Below are 22,512 nucleotides of genomic sequence, written 5' to 3' on the forward strand. Positions count from 1 at the left end.
TCCTCTCATTGTTAATTTTAGACTGCTGATTGTTCTAAAGCTTCGCGGTAAGGGATAGAAGGTTGCGCACCATAAGACTGCACAGCAACAGAAGAGGCTAGATTTCCATAAAGGATCGCTTCTTTCAAGTTACTAAGGTCTGGCTGAAGTGTGCTGCTTAATGCGCCAATAAATGTATCACCTGCGGCTGTTGTGTCAACGGCATCCACTTTAAAAGCAGGGATGATACCGTGTTCTTTTTCTGTATGATAGAAAGCGCCGGCACTGCCTAGTGTAATGATTACTGTTCCAATACCTAATTCATGGAGTTTTTCGGCTGCTGCGACCAAACTGTTATGATCTGTCACTCTGATTCCTGTAATGATTTCTGTTTCTGTTTCATTTGGTATAATGATATCTGTCTTTTCAAGTAGTTCAGTAGGGATCGTTTCACGAGCTGGTGCAGGATTCAGGATCGTTGTTTTTCCTGCGTCTTTTGCAATAGAAAAAGCTAGGATCGTCGCATCTAAGCTACTTTCAAACTGAGCAATAATAAAGTCACTGTTTGTAATCAGTTGCTTGTTTTTTAGGACTTCTTGTTCATGGAAAGCATTATTTGCCCCTGCATGGATCAAGATACTATTTTCTCCTGCTGCGTCTACCATAATCATTGCTTGTCCGGTTGTGGCGCCTTGGATTTCAGCTATCCCAGATGTATCGATGTTTTCTTTTGTCAGTAGATCTAATAACTGTTGTCCTTCGCTGTCAGCCCCAACGCCTCCAATAAAAGATGTCCGTGCGCCTGAACGTTTGGCTGCCACTGCTTGGTTGGCGCCTTTACCTCCGCCAGCGTGAAAAATCTCATGCGCATGCATCGTTTCGCCTGGCTTGGGCATGTTGGTTAAACGAAGGGTAGTGTCCATATTAATACTTCCAATTACTGTAACCGTGTTCATTTTACAAACCTCCAACTATCTCATTTATTTTGATGGGAAAAATTATTTTTTAAAACGTTTTAGTAAAACGTTTTAATAGCTCGATAAAAATATAGCACACCTTGAAAGCTATTTCAAGGGTGCAGTTGAAAATCTTTTTTCTAATCGTACAGGTAATCTTTTTTCTTCCCATTCTTTTTCTGGGAATTGGATCCGATCTAACAATAACTTGGCAGATGTTTGTCCCAATTCGAAGATTGGTTGTGCGATCGTTGTCAGTTTCGGCTTGATATACTCGCACATATCTATATTATCATAGCCAATAATGCTGTAGTCTTCAGGGATGCTTTTTCCAGCTTCCTCTAATCCGCGATATAATCCAAAAGCTAATTCATCATTTAAAGCAAACACACCAGTTGCAGCAGAATCAAGAAGTTCTGCTGTGATCTGGTAGCCACCTTGTTTTGAGAACTGTGTAGGTAAGAGGATCAGTTGGTCGTGAGGGATTTGGTAAACATCAAGAGCAGATTTAAACCCCTCAATCCGAGCGTGGACATTTTCCGGTGGATTTTCAGGATAGACAAGGGCGATCGTTTGATGTCCTAGACTAAGCAAGTGCATGCCCGCTAGGTAACCACCGCGAAAATCGTCTGTTCGTACGGCATCACTAAATCCTTCAGATTTTTTCTGATCCAAAACAATGAAGGGCCGGCCTTGTTTTTTCAAATTTTCGTTGATTGCATCTGTAGAGACAGCAGAAGTCGCGATAATGAATCCATCCACACCTCGACGTGTGAGCTCGGCTAGATATTCGATTTCTTTTTGATGATCAGAATCAGCATTACATAATATCGTGACGAAATTCTGCTTATACAAGATATCCTCAATTCCTCGCATCAGTGTACTGAAGAATGGATTCGTGATATCAGGAACGAGTACACCAATTGTTTTCGTTTCCTTGGTAATCATTTGTCTAGCAAAATAGTCAGGCTGATAGCCTAATTCTTCTTTGGCAGCTAAAACTTTCTGAACAGTTTTCGGACTGAATTTCTCCGTATTTCCATTTAATATCAAGGAGACAGTTGTGATTGAAACGCCGGAAAGTTTAGCGACTTCTTTGATTGTGATCTTTTTTTTCACCATGTTCATACTCCTATCTAAATCCTGTGGTTATTTTCCCATGAAATCAAAAAGAAGTAAATGAAAATCACGTGTGCCAGTACTTATTTGCTTTGTTGGATAGCTTCGATTATTTGTTTCGTTGAGCGTACTCGTACAGTTTTCGGAAATATCTTTTTTATGAACAATTGATGAGATTCTTTGTCACGATCACTGCAAGCATCTTCAGCAAGTACGACATGATACCCATGTTGAAAGGCATCTAATGCAGTAGCATATACACCGTTTGTTGTCGCTACACCGCTTAAAATGATAGTTTCGATTCCACGCCGGCGAAGTTGAAGATCAAGAGAAGTACCAAAAAAGGCACTTGGATTGTATTTTGTGATAGTCAACATATTATCTGTATCTTTCAAGGAATCCTTCAACAACAAGTCAGTGAATTCTGGAGGTACAGAAGCAGTCATTCCACCCATATCAGTTTGTTGACTCAAATAAGGGAAAGTGGAGATGTCTACGTTCACTAAAACTTTCAAGGCAGCGGTACGTTTCAATGTTCTTACTAACAAATCATTGTTTGTCAGAATAGATGCTGCAGTGTGTGGAGAGAGTGTACCGTTATTTACGATCCCTTTTTGCATGTCGATCGCGACAAAAGCAGTTTTTGATAAATCAAAAATCATATTTTCCTTTAAATCATTCATGATGTTCCTTCTTTCAAATAACAATGTTTTTTATGTAAGTAAATCATAAATCGTTTATTTGTCAACTAAATAAAGGATTCCTTTCTTTAGTCTAGAGAAATTCAGTGGTAAAATAAATAAGTGTGAGAAAACGCATTCGATGCATAGATATAGCGAGAAATATCGTGAAAATGGAGGAATCAGAGTGAAGTATGTCGAAGTAAAAAATGAATACAAACGATACAAAATGGGAGAAACGACCATTACAGCAAATGACGATATTTCTTTTTCAATTGAAAAAGGCGAATTAGTGATTATACTTGGTCCAAGTGGAGCAGGAAAGTCAACGATTCTTAATATTTTAGGTGGGATGGATACACCTGATGAAGGTCAGATCATTATTGATGACACAGATATTGCGCAATTTTCAGATAAACAGCTTACTGCTTACCGACGAACAGATGTAGGGTTCGTTTTCCAATTCTACAATCTCGTTCCTAATCTAACAGCAAAAGAAAATGTGGAATTGGCAACGGAAGTTTCTCCTGATGCGCTTGATCCTGTAGAGGTATTGAGGCAAGTGGGCCTAGCTCATCGATTGAATAACTTTCCGTCCCAATTATCAGGAGGCGAACAGCAGAGGGTTTCAATTGCTCGTGCACTAGCTAAAAATCCCAAACTTCTTTTATGTGATGAACCGACAGGCGCGCTGGATTTTGAAACGGGCAAGCAAGTATTGAAATTATTGCAAAACGCTAGCAGACAACACGGCAATACCGTTTTGATCATTACACATAATTCTGCTTTAGCGCCCATCGCTGATAGAGTCATTCACATTAATGATGCTAAAGTAAGGTCTGTTGAATTAAATGATCATCCTTCATCCATTGATGAGATTGTATGGTAGGGGGATTTTATGAAAACAAGAACATATCTTAAAGCAGGTTTTCGCGAAATTCGGCAATCTAAAGGACGATTCATTGCAATCATCCTTATTGTCATGCTAGGAACACTTTTATTTGTAGGTGTCAAAACTGCTGGACCTGTCATGCAAAAAACGATGGATCACTATGTTGGTACAGCAGGACTTTCTGATTTGCAAATCGTTTCTACTGGTGGCTTGACACAAAAAGATATTGCTCAAGCAGAAAAGATCCCAGATGCAAAAGTAGAAACAGGAAAACAGATCTATTATTCCAATACTGGCAAAAACGAAGTGATTCAAATATTTTCTTATAACAAAAATAACAAGCAGAACAAGCTACAATTAACTGATGGAAAACTCCCGGAAAAACCAAACCAGCTTGTATTGGATGAAAAAGCGGAAGATGAAGGGTATAAAATCGGTGATATTTATCAGATTGATTCAGATGAATTGAAAGAAAAAGAGTATACCATCACGGGCTTTGTCCGTTCTCCATTGTTCATCAACAATTTGGAGAGAGGATACGCGAACGTCGGAAATGGTAGCGTCGATTATTTTGTCTATTTACCTGAATCCGTTTTTAAAACAGATATTTATTCTGTCTTATATCTTGATTTTACAAACGTAAAGAATTTGAATACGTACAGCAAAGCTTACAAAGATAAAATGGAGCAAAATCAAGAAAAGGTAGAAAAGTATTTACAAGATCGCCCTGAAGAACGCTTAGAAGAGCTGAAAAAATCGGCCAACGAAGAATTAGAACCGGCACAGCAAAAAATAGCAGATGGCAAAGCACAAACAACGCAAGCAAGAACACGGTTAGAAGATGCTAAAAAACAGTTAGCGCAACAGTCAGCAACTATCCAGCAGCTTCCTGAAGCGCAACGAACAATCGCTGTTCAAACATTATCTCAACAAGAAGCTCAACTTGCTGAACAAGAAAGGCAATTAGTTGAGAAAGAACGTGAACTGGCCTCTGCAGAGGAAGAATTGAATCGAAATGCAGAAAAAATTGAAAATTTAACTAAACCATCATACCTATACAATGAACGTTCAGAAAATGTCGGTTTTCAAGAATTTGGTGATCTGTCTGATCGTATCGCTGCGATTGCCAATGTTTTTCCTGTTTTCTTTTTCTTTATTGCCGCATTGATCACCTTTACGACAATGACACGTATGGTAGAAGAAAACCGCAGGGAAATCGGGACATTAAAGGCGTTAGGTTATACGAAAGTTGAAATCGCAAAAAAATATGCAATCTATGCAAGTCTAGCCTCAGGGATAGGCATTGTTTTAGGAACGATATTAGGAACGAATCTTTTGCCAAGGATCATTTTTGAGCTGTCTAACGAGCGGTATGATATTGGGAGTGCGCTTATTTTTTATGACTGGCCGCCGATTTTACAAGCAGCTGCCGCATTCTTCATTGCCGCATTTGGCGCTGCAATGATCGTTTTATTCAAAGATTTAAGAGAACGGCCTGCTGCATTGCTTCAACCGAAAGCACCGAAGCCAGGGAAACGCATTTTTCTTGAATACATCACTCCGCTATGGTCACGCCTTAGCTTTAATCAAAAAATCAGTTACCGAAATCTCTTCCGATATAAGTCAAGAATGCTTATGGCGATTATCGGAATTGCTGGATGTGCCGGGCTGATGGTTGCAGGCGTGGGATTGAAAGATTCTCTAAGTTCTGTTTCAGCCAAACAATTTGGACCGATCATTGACTATCAAGCAATCGTTACATTGGATTCATCCACGGAAGATAGTCGTCAAAAAGCAGCGGATATGCTGCAGAAGCAAGAAAAAGTAAATGAGATCCTAGCTATTCATACTCAAACCGTAGAATTGAGAAAAAAAGGACATGCTTCGCAAAGTCTGACAGTGATCGTACCAAGTAAAACAGCTGATTTGGATCGTTTTATCCATTTAACTGATCTTGAAGAGAACCCACGCTCCTTGCCTAAAACAGGAATCGCTATTACGCAAAAAGCAGCAGAACTATTTGACTTATCTACAGGAGATCATATTTCGCTTTATGATGAAGATCAAAAAGAATGGAAAGTCGAAGTAAAAGAAATCGTGAAAAACTATCTAGGTAGCTTTATTTATATGTCCCCTGAATATTATGCTTCAGTTACTGATCAATCGATGATGGATAATGCATTTTTGCTGCGTACAGATAAGATGACAACAAAAGAAGAAGAAATGCTTTCCGAGAAACTGCTTGCCACAGACGCTGTGACAAATACGTCTTTCATGTCCAAACAAATCGAAACGCAAGAAGAATCAATGGCGAACTTAGACTCGGTTGTCTTAATCTTTGTCGTATTATCAGGACTGCTGGCTTTTATCGTCTTGTATAATCTAACTAATATCAATATTTCCGAGCGTGTACGCGAATTATCTACAATAAAAGTCCTTGGATTTTTTGATAAAGAAGTCACGATGTACATTGTTCGAGAAAATATCATCTTTACTCTTTTAGGAATCATCGGAGGATTTGGTGTAGGATATATATTGACTGACTTCATCTTGAAACAAGCGTCTATGGAGAATGTCATCTTTCCATTAGTGATCACATGGTGGGCTTATGTCTTATCAGCAGGATTAACTATCGTATTTACGGTTATTGTGATGATTGTTACCCATTTCAAATTAAAGCATATCGATATGATTGATGCGTTGAAATCGAATGAATAAAAACAGAGGTTGTGAAATCAGCTGTCCTGCATCGAGCAAAAAGAATACTCAAATAAAATTAGCTCCTCATGTTTTACATTTGAGAAGACTGATTGCCGTAGATAAAAGCTTTTGAACACCATTTATAGAAGAAACAAGAATATTTTGCTATTTTAAACAAGAGGATAGACAAATACATGTCTGATCTCTTGTTTTTTATTGGGCAACAGACCTCTTAGAATGTATAAAGATAAATTTTACAAACGCTTTCGGTTCAGTTATAATAATAAATGATAACTTGTATATATAAGTTGTGGTAGGTAATAAATCAGTTGAATGGAGGTAAATATCCATGACATTTAAAGACAAAGTCATTTACCAAATCTATCCCAAATCTTACAAAGACAGCAATGGTGATGGAATTGGAGATTTAAAAGGAATCAAAGAAAAACTCCCGTATCTGAATGATCTAGGCATCGACATGATTTGGCTAAACCCTATTTATCCAAGCCCTCAAAAAGACAACGGTTATGATATCTCTGATTACACAGCCATCGATCCTATCTTTGGTACGATGGAGGAATTCGAACAGCTAATAGCCGAAGCAAAGAAATACCGGATAGAAATCATGCTCGATATGGTGCTGAATCACGTTTCGACAGAACATGAATGGTTCAAAAAAGCACTAGCAGGGGACCAGCATTATCAGGACTTCTTCATTTTAAGAGAAGAGCCAACGGATTGGGTATCAAAATTTGGTGGAAGTGCTTGGTCGCCATTTGGAGATACGGGGAAATATTATTTGCACTTATATGATCGGACACAAGCTGACTTGAACTGGCGGAACCAAGCAGTAAGAGAGGAACTATTCAAAGTTGTTCGTTTTTGGATGGAAAAAGGGGTAAAAGGATTCCGTTTCGATGTTATCAATGTTATCGGTAAAGACGAACAATTGAAAAATAATAAAGAAAATGATGGCAAACCTGAATATACGGACAAACCAATCACCCATACGTATCTAAAAGAATTGAACCAAGCAACGTTTGGGACGGATTCCACTATCATCACAGTCGGTGAAATGAGCTCTACGACGATCGAAAATTGTATCTTGTATACAGAACCTAGTAGAGAAGAATTATCAATGGTCTTTAATTTCCATCATTTGAAAGTCGATTATGAAAATGGGAATAAATGGTCTACTCCTCCATTTGATTTTGCAGAATTAAAGCGACTATTTCATACATGGGGAGAAAAGATGAGTGAGGGTAACGGCTGGAATGCTCTATTTTTTAATAATCATGATCAGCCACGTGCGCTCAATCGATTTGTAGCTATCGATCAGTATCGAAAACAAGGAGCAGAGATGCTAGCAACCATGATCCATTTGAACCGTGGGACGCCCTATATTTATATGGGAGAAGAAATCGGCATGATCGACCCAGACTATTCATCGATTTCCGACTATATTGACGTAGAAAGTTTGAATGCTTATAAGTTACTCCTTGAACAAGGATTCACAGAAAAAGAAGCGTTTCGTCGGATCAAAGCAAAATCTCGCGATAACTCTCGAACACCCATGCAATGGTCAGACACAGAACAAGCAGGATTTACTACAGGGAAACCTTGGTTAAAAGTTGGAGGCAAGCTAGAAGAGATTAATGTAGAAAAAGAACTATCTTCTGAAGATTCTATTTTGTCCTATTACAAGCAATTGATTCGGCTGAGAAAAACATATCCAATCGTTGCACAAGGAGATTATCATGCTTATGAAGCAAATCATCCGGAAGTTTATGGCTTTCTTCGCCAATTTGAAGGACAGCAGCTGCTTGTATTAACAAATTTCTATGATAAAGATACAAGGATCGCCATCCCAGAAGGATTCACAGAAGCCAATATTCTTATCGATAATTATTCCGATACTGTTCTTCATCAAAGTCTGGAGCTAAAACCATACCAGGCAATTGCTTTGCTGAAAAATTAAAACAAAAACACAAAACGTCGTTCCTACGAGCTATTCTCGTAAGATCGACGTTTTGTGTTTTATTTAAAATAATCTTCTTCAGAAAATGAAGAGTTTTCATACTCTCCTTTATCGCCATAAAATTTATTGTAGCGTTGTTTGAATTTACGGAAAATAAAAGTAACGAGTAATTTGACTAACGTATAGATAGGAATACCAAAAATAACGCCCACAATTCCCATTAGATCACCCATGACAAGTAAAACGATTAAGATCGTAATCGGATGGATCTGTAAACGATCACCCATTACTCGAGGAATCACCAAGTCACCGTGGAGAAGTTGTACGGCAAACCAGACAATGACAAATTTGACAGCCATAAAAGTAGAGTCTTGGAATGCAATGATCAAACCTGGAAAGAAGGCGATAAACGGCCCAATATATGGAATGATACATAACAACCCAGCAGAAATAGCTAAAACACTAGCAAATTCTAATCCGATCAGTAAGAAACAAACCCAGTAGACTGCTCCAAGGATAAATGAAGCAATGATTTGCCCCTTTAGAAATGAACCCAATTGTTGATTAGCAATCTTTGTCAAATTTTTAAAATCTGTACGAAATGCTGGTGGGACAATCGCTAAAACTGACTGATAAAATTTTTGAGGATCTCTCAAAAGGAAAAAAGCGACAATTGGACCAGTAAATAAAGTAATAAAAATAGCTGTAACAGTTGAAAAAATGTTGCTGATCCGTTGTGCGCCACTTTCCCAATAATTTCCAATAAATCCAGCTATATCAGACGTCACGTCGTCAATAGAAGCGAAAAATTGATTAAATGAATCGGCAAAAGGTGTTTTCTCCAAAAATTGTCGGAGACTCTCTTGAAAATCTTGAAACAAATCTGGCAAACTACTGATCAATGTCTTTGCCTGTTCTTTAAGAAAAGGAACAAGCCATACGCTTCCAAGCCCCAATAAAAATAAAATAATCACATAAACGATAATGACTGACAAGTTCCTCGAAAGGTGCTTGCTCAAACGTTTGATGACTGGTTCCAAAAGATAATACAAGATCAGTGCAAACAATAATGGGGGCAAGATAGTAGCGATAATGATTCCGACAGGCTTGAATATAAACGAGATCTGATGGAAAAAATAAATGATCAGCGCAAGTAAGATAACTATTCCTAAAACATAGTAAGAGGTTTTTCCTCCTAAAAAGCGGATCAAACGATTCGTTGTATCTGTTTCTTTTTTCACTCTTTTTCCTCCTTTATTTATAACTTCATTATAGACAAAAGCGGGTATAAAAGGAAAATGATAGAGGTTGATTGCAAAAATATCGTCAATCATTCATATAAACTTTCTCATCAATTAAAATAAGAAAACGCTTGACAGTTCTTTTAACCATATGATAAATTAAATCCTGTTGCTAAAACGTAACTATTACGATTTGCGAAAAGCGAATCGGAACATTCAAATGAAAGAAGATGAGAAGAGGAGTGTCATAAATGAAACGATTGATAGGTATATTGGCCATGCTGGTTTTAGCAGGTATGTTAACTGCTTGCGGGGCAAGTGGGAAAGCCGAGGACAGTAAAGAAAAATTGAGCGTGATGACGACCTTTTATCCCATGTATGATTTTACAAAAGCAATCGTCGGGGATGAAGGAGAAGTAGAGTTATTGATTCCAGCAGGGACTGATTCCCACGATTATGAACCTTCTGCTAAAGACATGGCAAAGATCCAAGATACAGATATCTTTGTTTATAATGATGAAAACATGGAAACATGGGTCCCCGCAATCCAAAAAACATTACAAGAAGGCAATGTCCATACGATAAAAGCGACAGAAGGTATGCTTTTACTTCCGGGAAGTGAAGAAGGACATGATCATGACCATGAACACGGGGAAGAAGGCCATACACATGAGCTAGACCCACATGTATGGCTAGCTCCAAGTTTAGCAATCAAGCAGGTAGCAAACATACGTGATCAGCTGATTGAAGCTTACCCAGAAAAACAGGAAGTATGGACAAAAAATGCAGCAGCCTATACCGAGAAACTTCAATCACTCCATCAGCTTTATCAAGAAACCTTTAAGCAAGCAAAACAAAGATCTTTTGTCACGCAACATGCTGCATTCAACTATCTAGCGTTAGAATATGGATTGAATCAAGTATCGATTGCTGGTCTTTCTTCTAGTGAAGAACCGTCTGCGGCGAGAATTGCTGAACTGAAACACTTTGTTAAAGAACATGGAATCAACTATATTTATTTTGAAGAAAACGCCAAAGATAGTATTGCCAGAACGTTAGCAAACGAAGCAGGTGTATCTTTAGAAGTATTGAATCCTTTGGAAGGATTGACGAATGAACAAATAGAAAATGGAGAAAACTATCTTTCTATCATGGAAGCAAACCTCGAAGCGTTGAAAAAACGACAGAGACAGAAAACCCGCTAGAAGATACTTTGACCCCCAAAAAAGAAAAGAGCGTCTACAACGGTTAATTTGAAGACGAGGATGTACAAGATCGCTCTCTTTCAGATTGGGCAGGAACTTGGCAAACAGTAGATACGTATGTAGAATATGGGACTTTTGATCCTGTTTTTGAATATAAAGAAAAATTGAATCAGGATAAGACAGCACAAGAATATAAAGAATATTATACGAAGGGCTATCAAACAGATATTGCTTCAATCAAGATCAGTGAGAAAGAGATGGCATTTACGTTTAAGGATGGAACAACGAAACGTTCAAATTATCGTTATGTAGGGAAAGAAATCTTGACCTACGAGGCAGGAAACCGTGGCGTAAGGTATCTATTCGAAGCAGAAGATAAGGAAAGTGGCGCTTTTAGATATATTCAATAAAGAACCGAAGGGTTTGGATCGGCTGGTCATTTAGTCGGTCCAAACTATTCGGTTCTTTTTATGAAATCAATTTCTTTAATCCACGGATAGAGGCTGGGATGGTCTCGCCGTTTGCCAACGTGACTTCTCTGGTTTTTTTATTAATCGACCGCACATTTTGTGTATTGATAACATAGGATTTATGACAACGGATAAAATTCCGATGCATTTTCTCGATTTCTTTGATCTTCTCATAGAATTGTAATTGGGCATGAGTCAAATGGACTTCCAGTTTATGTGGCGCTCCTAGCGAAGTAGAAAAATATTGGATGTCTTTGATCGGTAAAAATTTGATCTCATCATTAAACTCTATTTTGAAGATATCTTTTTGGATTTGGGACATTTGAAAATCTTCGAAAATTTTGCTCAGGATATGCTCGACATTTTCTTTTAAATCATAAAGATCTTCTTTGACGATATAATCAGTCGGTTCGATGTTGCTTTTTAAGATTTTCATCGACATTTCCGTATGGGAAGTCACATAGATTATTTTTCCTAAAGGATCTAATTCACGGATCAATTTACCGATAGCTACACCATCCATTTCACTGTCTTCTAGTTCGATATCTAAAAAGTAAATACCAAAAGAAGAAGTTCTGATCTTGGCTGCATTGAGAAGTTCTTCCGGATCAGAGGTAGAAATATGGACATAACTGTCTAAGTTTTCAATCATGATTCTATTTTTGATCACCGTTGATAAAACTTCTAATTGTTTTGGATCGTCTTCACAAATATAAATGGGAATCATATCATTACTCCTTTATTTTATTTGTATATAAATCGTTTGAGAAAAACGCTGGTTTTCAATTGATGTTTCAAGGAAAAGATAAGGATTGGTCTTTGTCAATTCATCCAAGATAAACAAGCCAAGGCCTTCGTTTTTTGGATTTGTTTTTGTTGAGAACCCTTTTTGTTTCAACTGGTTTAACGGTAATGTATTTGTTGTTGTATTGATCACACGAATCATCACGGAATGATTCTTCTTGAGTATGGTCAATTCGATTTTTTTCTTCTTTGCAGCACTAGCTCCTTCAATCGCATTGTCCAAGATAATACCAAGCATACGTACAAGGTTTACCGTATGTTTCGTATCCAGTTCGATTGGCTCAGGAAAATGAAGCTGGACGATCAACCCTTTTTCCTGTGCCATCATGAGTTTTAATGACAGTAAACTACGGATCTCAGGAACTTTCATATTATCCAACATACTTAGATTGGCCGGAAAAAGGTTCATCATCTGGCGTGTAGGTAATATCGTTTGATCATAATAAGACCGTAATCCTTCTAAGTCGCCTTCTGAAATATAGCTGTGAAGAGAAAAAAGCAGATTTTGGTAATCATGTTTGAATTCTCTCAAGTCTTGATAGTTTTTTTCTAGATCTTTGATATAATCCTGTTGCATCCTGACTTGTTGCTCTAATAACTGATCAGCTAATTTCTTATTAGAGATTTTCCAATAATAAACCAAGATGATCAGGCCAACACACAGATATAGAATGAAAAAACTCGTATTCAAAGCTAAGACATCAGGTGTTTCACCAGAAAAACGGGTATAAAAAATAATGATATAGTATGTAAATAATATCAATGTCCCGATCGTACCGATCATACGGCGGTCCACAGTGTGAAACCAAGTCTCTAACGATTTTTTAAAACAAAAAGCTAATAAAGCAGATAAAAAAGCGGATAAGGCAATGTGAAAATACTGCAATGAATCTCCTGGTTCAATAACCGAAGATTTCAAAACAAAAAAATCGCCGATGCTTGTTAAGTGATCTCCTAAAAGCGACGTCAATAACCCAAAAGGAAGCGCATAAACCAATTGTTGACGCGAAGTCGAAAAGAAGAAAAAAGTAAGCATCAGCATTCCTATAGCAATTAGAGCAGTAAAAATCCCTAAAATCGAATAGACCCATCCAATCAAAATACAAGAAATCAGAATGACTCCCGCAAACAGATATTTGTATCGGATGTGATGGTCAATCAATAAGATACAAATTGTGTAAATCAAATATTGCAACGCTATGGACCATAAAAACATAAAGTACAGCTCCCATTGATTTTTACCAAATTATAGCACAATTAGCGTATTATTTTTTTAATTTTTCAGGGATTTTGAATTCAGAACTCATACCAAAGCAGCAGCCAGACACAAAAAAGTCAGATAAGTTAGTTAATTGTTTAATGATTGTTTTTTTCATGAAAGATTCCTCCAAAATTCATCAAGTAGTTTGTAATAGGAAGCAACGTAGCTATTTCTAAAACAATCCCAAGTAGCAAATAGGTAGAAAAGTAAGAAGCTGAGAAAAATAAAGTAATGAGAGAAAAAATTAGAAACATGCTGATCGCCTTCTTTAATAATGGGGGACGTTTCTCGGGTTCAATGGGATTGATTGCTGTACCTCTTGATCCATAGCGAAGCAGTAACAAAAAGCAGCTGATTAACAAAAAGACCATCATTGGGAAGGAGATAGTCAATTGCAGATGTTTCATCACCAAGGGAACGCCCCATAAATAAAGTAGTGTCCACAGCAGACAAACGAATTCAGAGTCGGAATGCAATCCATAAGCATATCTGCGGATGCAGATATAAGAAAGAAAGGTGATTCCTGTTTCCGCCCATGAGCCTGTCACCAGAGAAAAGACTAGAACGACCGCTAGTTTTCCAAGATTATTCAATAAAACTTCTAAGGCAAATTTTACTTGGACATACACCATATCTTCTTCCGATTTGTCTCCGCTGAATAAGGCTTCTAATAATTTGTTCACAACTTTATCTTTCATCTCATACGTACCTCCACCACAAATTTTATGCTAAAAAAATAAAAAACGTCTTTTGTTTCATAAAAAGTGGTTTTGACATCAAAACCGTCATGATTTCCTAAAAAAATCTTCGTTTTCCAAGAACCTTACCAAAAAAAGTGACAGTTTTGATACGAAAAGTACTTTTTATGACAAGTTTGTGCTTTTTCGAGTGATTTATGTTAAAAAATTACTGACCTTATAAAAGGTGATGGAGGGATTCTTATGGAAAATGAACAATTGTTTGAAGTCGGCGAAACATATGCATTTAAATCTGATTTATTTGAATCACCAATAAAAGGAAAAATAGAAAAAATCTATGAAAATAGTGTGATGATACGTGTCATGAAATGCGCAGTAGAAGACAATGATACCGCTCATAATCTGCACTGGCAGTTAGTTGTACGCAAATCAAGTACAATAGAAGAATAAAAACAGATAAAATGTTGAGAGCATAAAGAGGTTGTGAGTCTCCCGTTTAGCTCTGAGTTACAAGGAATAATGTTAAAAAACAGCTTTTCATGTTTTATGAATATTGCCACTTGTGACCGAGGTGTTGGCAGGAGAATACTGTTTATTTGAAAAAAGGGCTGCGACAAGACTTTTGTCACAGCCTTTATTTTCATGAATAGGAGTTACTTTTAGAGAAGTAGCTTTTAAGGAGCAGATAAAGTCAAGGCTTTTATTTCTATAAATGAAGTAGTAAAATGAAGAACAGATTTTATTACAGGAAGGATGCCGATAATTGTGATCATTGTTGCAGGAACGATCGGTGCAGGGAAAAGCACACTGACTGAAATGCTTGCCCAAGATTTAGAAACAAAACCTTTTTATGAGAACGTGGAAGATAATGAAGTATTGCCACTATTTTATTCTAATCCAGAAAAGTATACTTTTTTATTACAGATTTTCTTTTTGAACAAACGCTTTTTGGCAATCAAAGATGCTTTCAGCCATGATGACAACGTACTAGACCGCTCCATCTACGAAGATAGTATGCTGTTTCATTTGAATGCAGATTTAGGGCGTGTTTCTGAAGTAGAAGTAAAGCAGTATGAAGGTCTTTTAGAAACGATGCTGAAGGAGTTAGAAGAAATTTCGCCACAAAAGAAACCAGATCTACTGGTTTATATTCGTGTATCCTTTGAAACTATGTTAGCGAGAATCAAAAAAAGAGGCCGGGAATATGAACAGCTAGAACAAGATCCTGAACTCTATTCCTACTATAAAGAACTCAATCGACGATACGAAGAGTGGTATGAACAGTTTGATATATGTCCCAAAATAGTGATCGATGGGGACAAATATGATTTCGTAGCCGATCCGGCATGTGGAGAACAAATCGTACAAGAAATCAAGATGCGGGCAAAGAAAATGACAGAAGAGGCAGATGCCCAGTCGATCCGCTACACTACAAATAACCCGAAAGCAAAGGGAATCTTTACAACTAAATAATATAAAAACTAAGCAAATTGCTCACTCGCAGATATTTCTCTGTGAGCAGCATCTTGCTTAGTTTTTTTGATTCATTGAGATCAAATAGTGAACCGATTCGTATGATAAAATTGCCATAAATGAAATGTCTGAGTGAGGGCCATGATCAAAAATAAAATGGAAACGATCAAAATCGAATGGGCGCCAAACAGATGATGACAGAAAACAAGGACAATAGCTCCTGCGATAAAGGCAAGAACGACACTTAGATAGTGGAAAAATCGATCAAAATCTGCTTTTTCTTTAGAAATACAATAATCATATAAGTTCGTTGCTACCCCTTTTAAATTTCCAGTTGTAAATAAATTAGTGTAGGCACGCCCGTTGATTTTATCAAAAGCTACCCACTGGATCGATGCAGTAAAAGCAATCAAAATCGTTACTAATGCGGGATGCTCATGGACGGGTGTCAAACTAACAAAGAAAAAAATCACTGCTTCATAATATAGAACAAACAAGCGCCAGAAATGTTTTTCTTTTTTTCTAAAATAATCAATTAGATACTTTGTTAGAAGAATCCCTAAGAAAAAGAAAAGGGTAGACAATACTTTTTTACCAACACTTAGCCATTCTCCGTCAAATGCTTGGATGATCGATAGAATGATATTGCCAGTTTGAGCAGAGGCAAAAGCACCATATTGGATATAAGTATAACTGTCCATGGCTCCTCCGATAAATGTCAGCAAAAGTCCTATTGTACGCCCCTCGTGAAAGGAAGTCTGCATTTTTTTCATCACCTTTTATGAATATTTTTGTCTTCCTTATCTTAGCATAAACGATTGAAAAAAAGGAAAAATTTTCAGAAAACTAAAATCATATCGCTTCCCATTTTCATTTTTAGAAAGGTCTGTTAGTATAAAGAAAAAATAGACAACGAAACTTTAAATAACCAACTTGAAATAAACAAATTCAAAGAAGAAAGATGGGAAGGAAATTAATCAGTTGAATGAAAAAGAAATTCTCCGATTACAAAAAGAATTGAAACGCTGGGAGAACAAGTATAAAAAGCTTCAACAAGTCTTTCGGCTACAAGAAGAAATCATTGCTACCTATGAAGCGGCTTATGGCGAAGCACCCGGACTTATTGAGGAAGAAGTACAAGTAAAAGAAAGTGAAGGAAACAGCTCTTTCTTTAAAATGATGGAGAAACGTTCCTATAATCGCTTCAATCAAGAACAAAAAGCAGCTATCACATATGATATGAAGAAACATCTTCGAATCATAGCAGGAGCTGGGAGCGGCAAAACGCAAACAATCTGTGCAAAAGCTGTTTATCTGATGACGCAAAAACAAGTAGACGAAGAACGCATACTAATGATCACTTTTACAAGGAACGCTGCAAATGAACTAAAAAAACGAGTAGATAATTTCAGCCAGAGAAAAACCGCTGTCCATATCGGAACATTCCATAGTATCTTTTTTAGGATATACAATGAAATTTGTCGAAAATTTCCTGAAGTAGCAATGCAAGGAATACAAGGAGTCTTTTCAAAGGATACTGCACAAAAAGTGAATGCTGTTTTGCAACAGCTGATACGTAAATATAATCTTTATATATTTGATCAATATGGAGAAAAAACGATTGCTTCTCGGTTAGACTATTGGCAGAATATGAACCTTTCAGTAGAAGAAATGGTTCAGTTAGTTAAAGAAAAATATGATTCCATTGATAAGAATGCACGACAGCCGATATCAGAACGACTGTATGGATTGCTCACGGAACTCCAAGAACAAAAAAGAAGCCAGAAATTGCTAGAGTTCAATGATGTACTCCAAAATCTGAAAAGCGCTTTGGAGAATGAGGAAATCCAGCATTATATCGGCCAAAAATATGATTATCTATTCATTGATGAATTTCAAGATACTAATCCACTTCAATGGGAAATCGTGAAACGGATGACAAAGGAAAACAGGATCAAGTTGATTGTTGTTGGAGATGATGATCAGAGTATCTATGGATTCAGAGGATCAGAGCCAGCATACATCAAGAACTTTGAAAAAGAATATCCTACCAAAACTCTTTTCTTATTAACTAATTATCGTTCTCGGGCAGCTATTGTCCAAGGAGCAAATAGATTGATCAGCTATAATAAAAATGATCGGATACCAAAGGCGATGATTCCAGCACAAAAAGAAGCAGGCGTTATGGAAGCCTATTTGTTTTCTGATACTAAAGCAGAAAGTCAGTGGCTAATCAAACAAATTCAGACATTTATTCAAAAAAATGGGAAATATAAGGAATCAATCATATTATACCGATCAGCTTCACAAACGCAGCAGCTTGTCCAATCTCTGCTGAAAACGAATATTCCTTTTGTACTGGAAGCAGATAGTCCATATGAAGGTATCTTTGGTATCAAGTCTTTCCAACATTTCTATCAAAAAATTGTTCATTGGCAAACAGCACTGAATCTGCAAAAGAAAAATCAGGCCTACCAGCAATTGCTCCGGCAGCTGATGGCAGACTGCTACCTGAAAAAAAGTGAATGCGATCAATACTTTTCTCCTAAATATCAAAATATAGCCGTTGCAGATTATATTTTGTCGATAAGCCCCAATTTAAAATCGAAATCTGCAGAAATCCGAGAGTTTGAGGAAGCGTTGCGTAAAACAGACCAGCATCAAGAAATCTATTCGCTTGTTCAAAGCTATCTTCATCTGCCACGTATAGCTAAGGAAATCGACCAGAGTGATCAAGAATGGATACGAGAAGAAGTAAAGCAGCATGCTACTTTCAGAAGACTCCAAGCCTTATCGCAAGAAACCCAAGCGACAGCTAAAGAATTAAAAACCCGCTTGATTGCTTACAGACAAGGAAAACTTGATGCACTATGTATCCAGAGCATTCACAAAAGTAAAGGTCTTAGTTACCGAAATGTCTTTTTGATTGGTTGTAACGAAGGAAGTTTGCCTTATAACGGAGCGACAGAAAAGAAAGTAATCGACTTTAATGAAATAAAAGCAGAACCAGTGACGACGATAGAAGAAGAACGAAGACTATTTTATGTTGCGATGACTAGAGCAAGAAATCGTCTGTATCTATGTGTACCTCAAATGAAAAATTCAAGAAAATTGAAAGTATCGAGATTTATCAAAGAAACCGGGAGTCGTGTGAAAAAAGGAAAGTGATAGAAGAGAGGGTGTGACAGAAGTGGTCAGTTTCAAGAAAGAAGAAGGAATGTACGAAAATTGCTTCTCAAATTTTTGTGAAATTTCAGCTTATTTTCGAAGAAGCTATTTCTGGAACACAGTTTATTCGGAAAAAGGAGGTGTGACAAGAATTTTGTCACACCTCCCTTATTTATTTTGAAAATGAGAATACTATTATCAAAATAGAGAATATATAGAATAATTCTCATTATTCAAACGTAAATAATCAGTTATTTTGATTTTTTTTTATATTCGCGAATTGTAAAATTAAGTTAGAAAAATAAAAAGGCATTTATGGTACACTCAAATTGTATTTCCGACGAAAGAAAACAAAGGAGTGTAACCATAAATGACCTACAAACATCTTACCATAGAGGAACTGACAATGATAGAATCATATTATCTTCAACATAATAAGCCGGTTGAAATCGCTAACCGAATGGGACGTGCTATACAAACTATTTATAATGTAGTCAATAAGTTCAAGCAAGGCAAGACTGCTCTTGATTATTGGCACCAGTATAAAGAAAATAAGAAAAAATGTGGGAGAAAAGTCATTCAATTACCTGCTCATGAAGTAGATTACATTAAAGAGAAAGTCACTCTTGGTTGGACGCCTGACGTCATTATCGGGCGAAAAGAAAGGCCTGTTTCATGCGGTATGAGAACACTTTATCGTTTATTTTCTAAAGGAATATTTGATATTGACACACTACCGATGAAAGGTAAAAGAAAACCCAATGGCCATCAGGAAAAACGGGGAAAACAACAGTATCAGCGCTCAATCCATGATCGACCTGATAATTATCCTGATTTCAATTCTGAGTTTGGTCACCTTGAAGGTGATACGATCGTTGGCATTCATCATAAAAGTGCCGTCATTACTTTAGTTGAAAGGTTATCTAAAGTCATTATCACGATTAAACCCAACGGCCGTAAGGCATTAGATATTGAAACTGCCCTTAATCAATGGTTTTCTCGCTTCCCTAAAAACTTCTTTAAATCTATTACGTTTGACTGTGGAAAAGAATTTTCTAACTGGAAAGCCATTAGTAACCAACATGATATTGATATATATTTTGCGGACCCTGGAACACCTTCTCAACGCCCATTAAACGAGAATTCTAACGGGATTCTGCGTCGTAATGGACTGCCGAAATCAATGGATTTTAGAGAAGTGAATCAGACATTTATTTCCAGTGTCAGCAATCAACGTAATCATATTCCAAGAAAATCATTGAATTACAGAACACCAATCGAAATATTTTTGAGCTATGTACAAGAAGCATTTTATTCTAGCTTAATTTGACAAATCATAATTTTATTAGCCAATAATTGGTATTTTAAAATAAATTACTGTAGAATTGGATTATAATTAAAAAGGAGTGAGAAAATGATAAAAGTATATACTTCGCCTAGCTGTACTTCCTGTAGAAAAGCAAGAGCATGGTTGCAAGCGAATCAACTTGAATTTGAAGAGAAGAATATTTTTGCCGAACCGTTAACAGAAAGTGAGATCAAAAAGATCTTGGCAGCGACTGAAGGAGGAGTTCAAGATATTATTTCCACTCGGTCGAAAATTTACGAAAAGCTGGGCATAGATTTTAACGAATTAACTTTAAAGCAAATGATCGTCTTATTCAAAGAATATCCTTCATTATTGAGACGACCTATTTTGATTGATGAAAAAAGAATACTAATCGGATTTAATGAAGATGAGATCCGGTCATTTGTCCCTCGTGAAATTCGATGTGTTGCCAGAAATCTGATCTATTTACAAAACAATAACATCTTAAATTCATAGGGAGGGAGCCTTCGTGGAAGTGAAAGTCTATGGATCAGCGCACTGTGTAACAAGTCTGAAGGCGAAACAATGGTTAGAACACCATCAATTGCCTTATCAATTTGTTGACTTAGAAGAACGCGATCTAAGTACAGAAGAAGCAGAAGAATTATGCAGTTTTGAAGAAGTGCAAGCAGAACAGCTATTTGCGACTTGGTCTGAGGCTTTTCACAACATTGCGATTGACCTTTCCTGTGTAGGAAAAAAACAACTGATTTTTTTATGCACACAACATACCAACCTCCTCAGACGTCCTTTGATTATTATCGATGAAGTTCTATTTATTGGATACAATGAGCAGTTGATGGAACAGCTTATCTTAAATAAATAGACTTTAACTGTTTTAATCAAGTCACTGAGCATTTCATACAGTTGTAACAGTCGAACACTTAGCATCAAGCGTGTTATGTGTTCTTTTTTTGACTTTATTTTTCTACTATAGAGACATGCTCAATTTATGTGGTCAAAATTCAAATCTAGGTGGGGATATAGAGTTAAAAATATATTGACATGTGTAAATTTACATGATATATTCATTTCTGTTGTTTTAAGTAGCAAAGCAATAAAATAGTATTTTAAAAAACATATAAAATAGTTGTTGACATGTTAGAAATGACATGATAAGATAACTGAGTCGTTAAAAAAGGACCACTTGCGAAGCTTGATTCTATCGAAAAAAATTTCAAAAAAGTTCTTGACAAATAACAAACGATAAGTTATGATAAATGAGTTGCTGAAAGATTTCGAAAAACGAAATCGAAAAAACTTTTAAAAAAGAGTTGACAATCGCTTGTCTCTCTGATACGATATAAAAGTTGCTACGGCAGCCGAAAACGAATCGGGAAACACTCCTGATGAAGTAGACCTTTGAAAACTGAACAAAGTAAGACAAACCAAATGTGTAGGGTGTCTTGATTCAATTCAAGACAACAAACATTTTTAACAAGCAAGCAATATGCTAGCAAACAAATTGAGCTTAACAATCGCAAGATTGTTCGAACTTTTTATGAGAGTTTGATCCTGGCTCAGGACGAACGCTGGCGGCGTGCCTAATACATGCAAGTCGAACGCTTCTTTTTCCACCGGAGCTTGCTCCACCGGAAAAAGAGGAGTGGCGAACGGGTGAGTAACACGTGGGTAACCTGCCCATCAGAAGGGGATAACACTTGGAAACAGGTGCTAATACCGTATAACAATCAAAACCGCATGGTTTTGATTTGAAAGGCGCTTTCGGGTGTCGCTGATGGATGGACCCGCGGTGCATTAGCTAGTTGGTGAGGTAACGGCTCACCAAGGCCACGATGCATAGCCGACCTGAGAGGGTGATCGGCCACATTGGGACTGAGACACGGCCCAAACTCCTACGGGAGGCAGCAGTAGGGAATCTTCGGCAATGGACGAAAGTCTGACCGAGCAACGCCGCGTGAGTGAAGAAGGTTTTCGGATCGTAAAACTCTGTTGTTAGAGAAGAACAAGGATGAGAGTAACTGTTCATCCCTTGACGGTATCTAACCAGAAAGCCACGGCTAACTACGTGCCAGCAGCCGCGGTAATACGTAGGTGGCAAGCGTTGTCCGGATTTATTGGGCGTAAAGCGAGCGCAGGCGGTTTCTTAAGTCTGATGTGAAAGCCCCGGCTCAACCGGGGAGGGTCATTGGAAACTGGGAGACTTGAGTGCAGAAGAGGAGAGTGGAATTCCATGTGTAGCGGTGAAATGCGTAGATATATGGAGGAACACCAGTGGCGAAGGCGGCTCTCTGGTCTGTAACTGACGCTGAGGCTCGAAAGCGTGGGGAGCAAACAGGATTAGATACCCTGGTAGTCCACGCCGTAAACGATGAGTGCTAAGTGTTGGAGGGTTTCCGCCCTTCAGTGCTGCAGCTAACGCATTAAGCACTCCGCCTGGGGAGTACGACCGCAAGGTTGAAACTCAAAGGAATTGACGGGGGCCCGCACAAGCGGTGGAGCATGTGGTTTAATTCGAAGCAACGCGAAGAACCTTACCAGGTCTTGACATCCTTTGA

General features: G+C 37.4%; 17 protein-coding genes, 1 rRNA gene and 1 pseudogene (1 of these 19 running past the window's edge). 11 read left to right on the top strand and 8 right to left on the bottom strand.

Translation table 11 applies throughout. The features are described 5' to 3' along the window. Window positions 1-17: 17 nt before the first annotated feature. From rbsK to RBL01_RS01965, 3 genes are all read right to left on the bottom strand, one after another. On the bottom strand, window positions 18-935 hold the full coding sequence (rbsK, locus tag RBL01_RS01955; RefSeq protein WP_002318532.1) for a ribokinase: 918 nt from the start codon (window positions 933-935) through the stop codon (window positions 18-20). Window positions 936-1,043: 108 nt separating this feature from the next. Beyond that, a complete protein-coding gene (gene rbsR, locus RBL01_RS01960; protein ID WP_002286293.1) occupies window positions 1,044-2,057 on the bottom strand; it encodes a ribose utilization transcriptional repressor RbsR in 1,014 nt (337 codons plus the stop codon). An 80-nt stretch (window positions 2,058-2,137) separates the two neighbouring features. Next, window positions 2,138-2,737, bottom strand: a complete 600-nt coding sequence (locus RBL01_RS01965) for a cysteine hydrolase (protein WP_002318533.1) — start codon at window positions 2,735-2,737, stop codon at window positions 2,138-2,140. Window positions 2,738-2,921: 184 nt separating this feature from the next. Here RBL01_RS01965 and RBL01_RS01970 point away from each other — a divergent pair, with 184 nt between their 5' ends. The 3 genes from RBL01_RS01970 (at window position 2,922) to treC (ending at window position 8,304) form a co-directional block, all read left to right on the top strand. Beyond that, window positions 2,922-3,623: an ABC transporter ATP-binding protein gene (locus tag RBL01_RS01970; RefSeq protein WP_002296067.1), complete on the top strand. Its 702-nt coding sequence runs from the start codon at window positions 2,922-2,924 to the stop codon at window positions 3,621-3,623. A 9-nt stretch (window positions 3,624-3,632) separates the two neighbouring features. Next, entirely contained in the window at window positions 3,633-6,344 is a 2,712-nt protein-coding gene (locus RBL01_RS01975; RefSeq protein ID WP_002318534.1) for an FtsX-like permease family protein, read from the top strand. Between the two features lie 331 nt (window positions 6,345-6,675). Continuing rightward, window positions 6,676-8,304 (top strand): alpha,alpha-phosphotrehalase, encoded by a 1,629-nt coding sequence (treC, locus tag RBL01_RS01980; RefSeq protein ID WP_002319557.1) that lies wholly within the window; start codon window positions 6,676-6,678, stop codon window positions 8,302-8,304. A 59-nt stretch (window positions 8,305-8,363) separates the two neighbouring features. Here the strand turns inward: treC and RBL01_RS01985 are convergent, their stop codons facing one another. Then, complete coding sequence (locus tag RBL01_RS01985; protein ID WP_002319558.1) at window positions 8,364-9,638, bottom strand: AI-2E family transporter; 1,275 nt, start codon at window positions 9,636-9,638, stop codon at window positions 8,364-8,366. 158 nt (window positions 9,639-9,796) lie between these two features. On the opposite strand from RBL01_RS01985, the pseudogene RBL01_RS01990 reads away from it, so the two are divergent. Further along, a pseudogene (locus RBL01_RS01990) lies at window positions 9,797-11,157 on the top strand (metal ABC transporter solute-binding protein, Zn/Mn family); the annotation flags it as partial. Between the two features lie 61 nt (window positions 11,158-11,218). Here the strand turns inward: RBL01_RS01990 and RBL01_RS01995 are convergent. The 3 genes from RBL01_RS01995 to RBL01_RS02005 all read right to left on the bottom strand — a co-directional run bounded on the left by RBL01_RS01995 (window position 11,219) and on the right by RBL01_RS02005 (window position 13,983). Beyond that, on the bottom strand, window positions 11,219-11,947 hold the full coding sequence (locus tag RBL01_RS01995) for a LytR/AlgR family response regulator transcription factor (protein ID WP_002286278.1): 729 nt from the start codon (window positions 11,945-11,947) through the stop codon (window positions 11,219-11,221). A 12-nt stretch (window positions 11,948-11,959) separates the two neighbouring features. After that, a complete protein-coding gene (locus tag RBL01_RS02000; RefSeq protein WP_002319561.1) occupies window positions 11,960-13,240 on the bottom strand; it encodes a sensor histidine kinase in 1,281 nt (426 codons plus the stop codon). A gap of 140 nt (window positions 13,241-13,380) precedes the next feature. Next, on the bottom strand, window positions 13,381-13,983 hold the full coding sequence (locus RBL01_RS02005) for an accessory gene regulator B family protein (RefSeq protein WP_002296063.1): 603 nt from the start codon (window positions 13,981-13,983) through the stop codon (window positions 13,381-13,383). Window positions 13,984-14,226: 243 nt separating this feature from the next. On the opposite strand from RBL01_RS02005, the gene RBL01_RS02010 reads away from it, so the two are divergent. Continuing rightward, the gene (locus RBL01_RS02010) at window positions 14,227-14,433 is read left to right on the top strand and encodes a hypothetical protein (RefSeq protein ID WP_002286271.1); all 207 of its coding nucleotides are present in this window, start codon (window positions 14,227-14,229) and stop codon (window positions 14,431-14,433) included. 303 nt (window positions 14,434-14,736) lie between these two features. Beyond that, complete coding sequence (locus tag RBL01_RS02015) at window positions 14,737-15,456, top strand: deoxynucleoside kinase (protein WP_002321450.1); 720 nt, start codon at window positions 14,737-14,739, stop codon at window positions 15,454-15,456. Window positions 15,457-15,536: 80 nt separating this feature from the next. Here RBL01_RS02015 and RBL01_RS02020 read toward each other — a convergent pair whose 3' ends face one another. Continuing rightward, a complete protein-coding gene (locus RBL01_RS02020) occupies window positions 15,537-16,220 on the bottom strand; it encodes a YoaK family protein (protein ID WP_002286265.1) in 684 nt (227 codons plus the stop codon). Between the two features lie 217 nt (window positions 16,221-16,437). On the opposite strand from RBL01_RS02020, the gene RBL01_RS02025 reads away from it, so the two are divergent. The 5 genes from RBL01_RS02025 to RBL01_RS02045 form a co-directional block, all read left to right on the top strand. Then, window positions 16,438-18,624: an ATP-dependent helicase gene (locus RBL01_RS02025; RefSeq protein ID WP_002327455.1), complete on the top strand. Its 2,187-nt coding sequence runs from the start codon at window positions 16,438-16,440 to the stop codon at window positions 18,622-18,624. A gap of 370 nt (window positions 18,625-18,994) precedes the next feature. After that, on the top strand, window positions 18,995-19,954 hold the full coding sequence (locus RBL01_RS02030) for an IS30-like element IS6770 family transposase (protein WP_410779629.1): 960 nt from the start codon (window positions 18,995-18,997) through the stop codon (window positions 19,952-19,954). A gap of 84 nt (window positions 19,955-20,038) precedes the next feature. Next, window positions 20,039-20,449 (top strand): Spx/MgsR family RNA polymerase-binding regulatory protein, encoded by a 411-nt coding sequence (locus RBL01_RS02035; RefSeq protein WP_002286258.1) that lies wholly within the window; start codon window positions 20,039-20,041, stop codon window positions 20,447-20,449. A 13-nt stretch (window positions 20,450-20,462) separates the two neighbouring features. Next, on the top strand, window positions 20,463-20,819 hold the full coding sequence (locus RBL01_RS02040) for a Spx/MgsR family RNA polymerase-binding regulatory protein (protein WP_002286247.1): 357 nt from the start codon (window positions 20,463-20,465) through the stop codon (window positions 20,817-20,819). A gap of 671 nt (window positions 20,820-21,490) precedes the next feature. Beyond that, window positions 21,491-22,512 (top strand): 16S ribosomal RNA (locus tag RBL01_RS02045) (it continues 537 nt past the right edge of the window).

Origin of the sequence: Enterococcus sp. SB12 (assembly GCF_030910025.2) — a bacterium.
GTDB classification, from domain to species: domain Bacteria; phylum Bacillota; class Bacilli; order Lactobacillales; family Enterococcaceae; genus Enterococcus_B; species Enterococcus_B faecium.

What these genes read in the sequence shown, in the direction of transcription:
- RBL01_RS02010 (WP_002286271.1), top strand. Translation starts at nt 14,227, where the DNA reads ATGGAAAATGAACAATTGTTTGAAGTCGGCGAAACATATGCATTTAAA.
- RBL01_RS01975 (WP_002318534.1), top strand. Translation starts at nt 3,633, where the DNA reads ATGAAAACAAGAACATATCTTAAAGCAGGTTTTCGCGAAATTCGGCAA.
- RBL01_RS02015 (WP_002321450.1), top strand. Translation starts at nt 14,737, where the DNA reads ATGCCGATAATTGTGATCATTGTTGCAGGAACGATCGGTGCAGGGAAA.
- RBL01_RS01985 (WP_002319558.1), bottom strand. Translation starts at nt 9,638, where the DNA reads ATGATTGACGATATTTTTGCAATCAACCTCTATCATTTTCCTTTTATA.
- RBL01_RS02000 (WP_002319561.1), bottom strand. Translation starts at nt 13,240, where the DNA reads ATGTTTTTATGGTCCATAGCGTTGCAATATTTGATTTACACAATTTGT.
- RBL01_RS02035 (WP_002286258.1), top strand. Translation starts at nt 20,039, where the DNA reads ATGATAAAAGTATATACTTCGCCTAGCTGTACTTCCTGTAGAAAAGCA.
- rbsK (WP_002318532.1), bottom strand. Translation starts at nt 935, where the DNA reads ATGAACACGGTTACAGTAATTGGAAGTATTAATATGGACACTACCCTT.
- RBL01_RS02005 (WP_002296063.1), bottom strand. Translation starts at nt 13,983, where the DNA reads ATGAAAGATAAAGTTGTGAACAAATTATTAGAAGCCTTATTCAGCGGA.
- RBL01_RS02030 (WP_410779629.1), top strand. Translation starts at nt 18,995, where the DNA reads ATGACCTACAAACATCTTACCATAGAGGAACTGACAATGATAGAATCA.
- rbsR (WP_002286293.1), bottom strand. Translation starts at nt 2,057, where the DNA reads ATGGTGAAAAAAAAGATCACAATCAAAGAAGTCGCTAAACTTTCCGGC.
- treC (WP_002319557.1), top strand. Translation starts at nt 6,676, where the DNA reads ATGACATTTAAAGACAAAGTCATTTACCAAATCTATCCCAAATCTTAC.
- RBL01_RS01995 (WP_002286278.1), bottom strand. Translation starts at nt 11,947, where the DNA reads ATGATTCCCATTTATATTTGTGAAGACGATCCAAAACAATTAGAAGTT.
- RBL01_RS02020 (WP_002286265.1), bottom strand. Translation starts at nt 16,220, where the DNA reads ATGCAGACTTCCTTTCACGAGGGGCGTACAATAGGACTTTTGCTGACA.
- RBL01_RS01965 (WP_002318533.1), bottom strand. Translation starts at nt 2,737, where the DNA reads ATGAATGATTTAAAGGAAAATATGATTTTTGATTTATCAAAAACTGCT.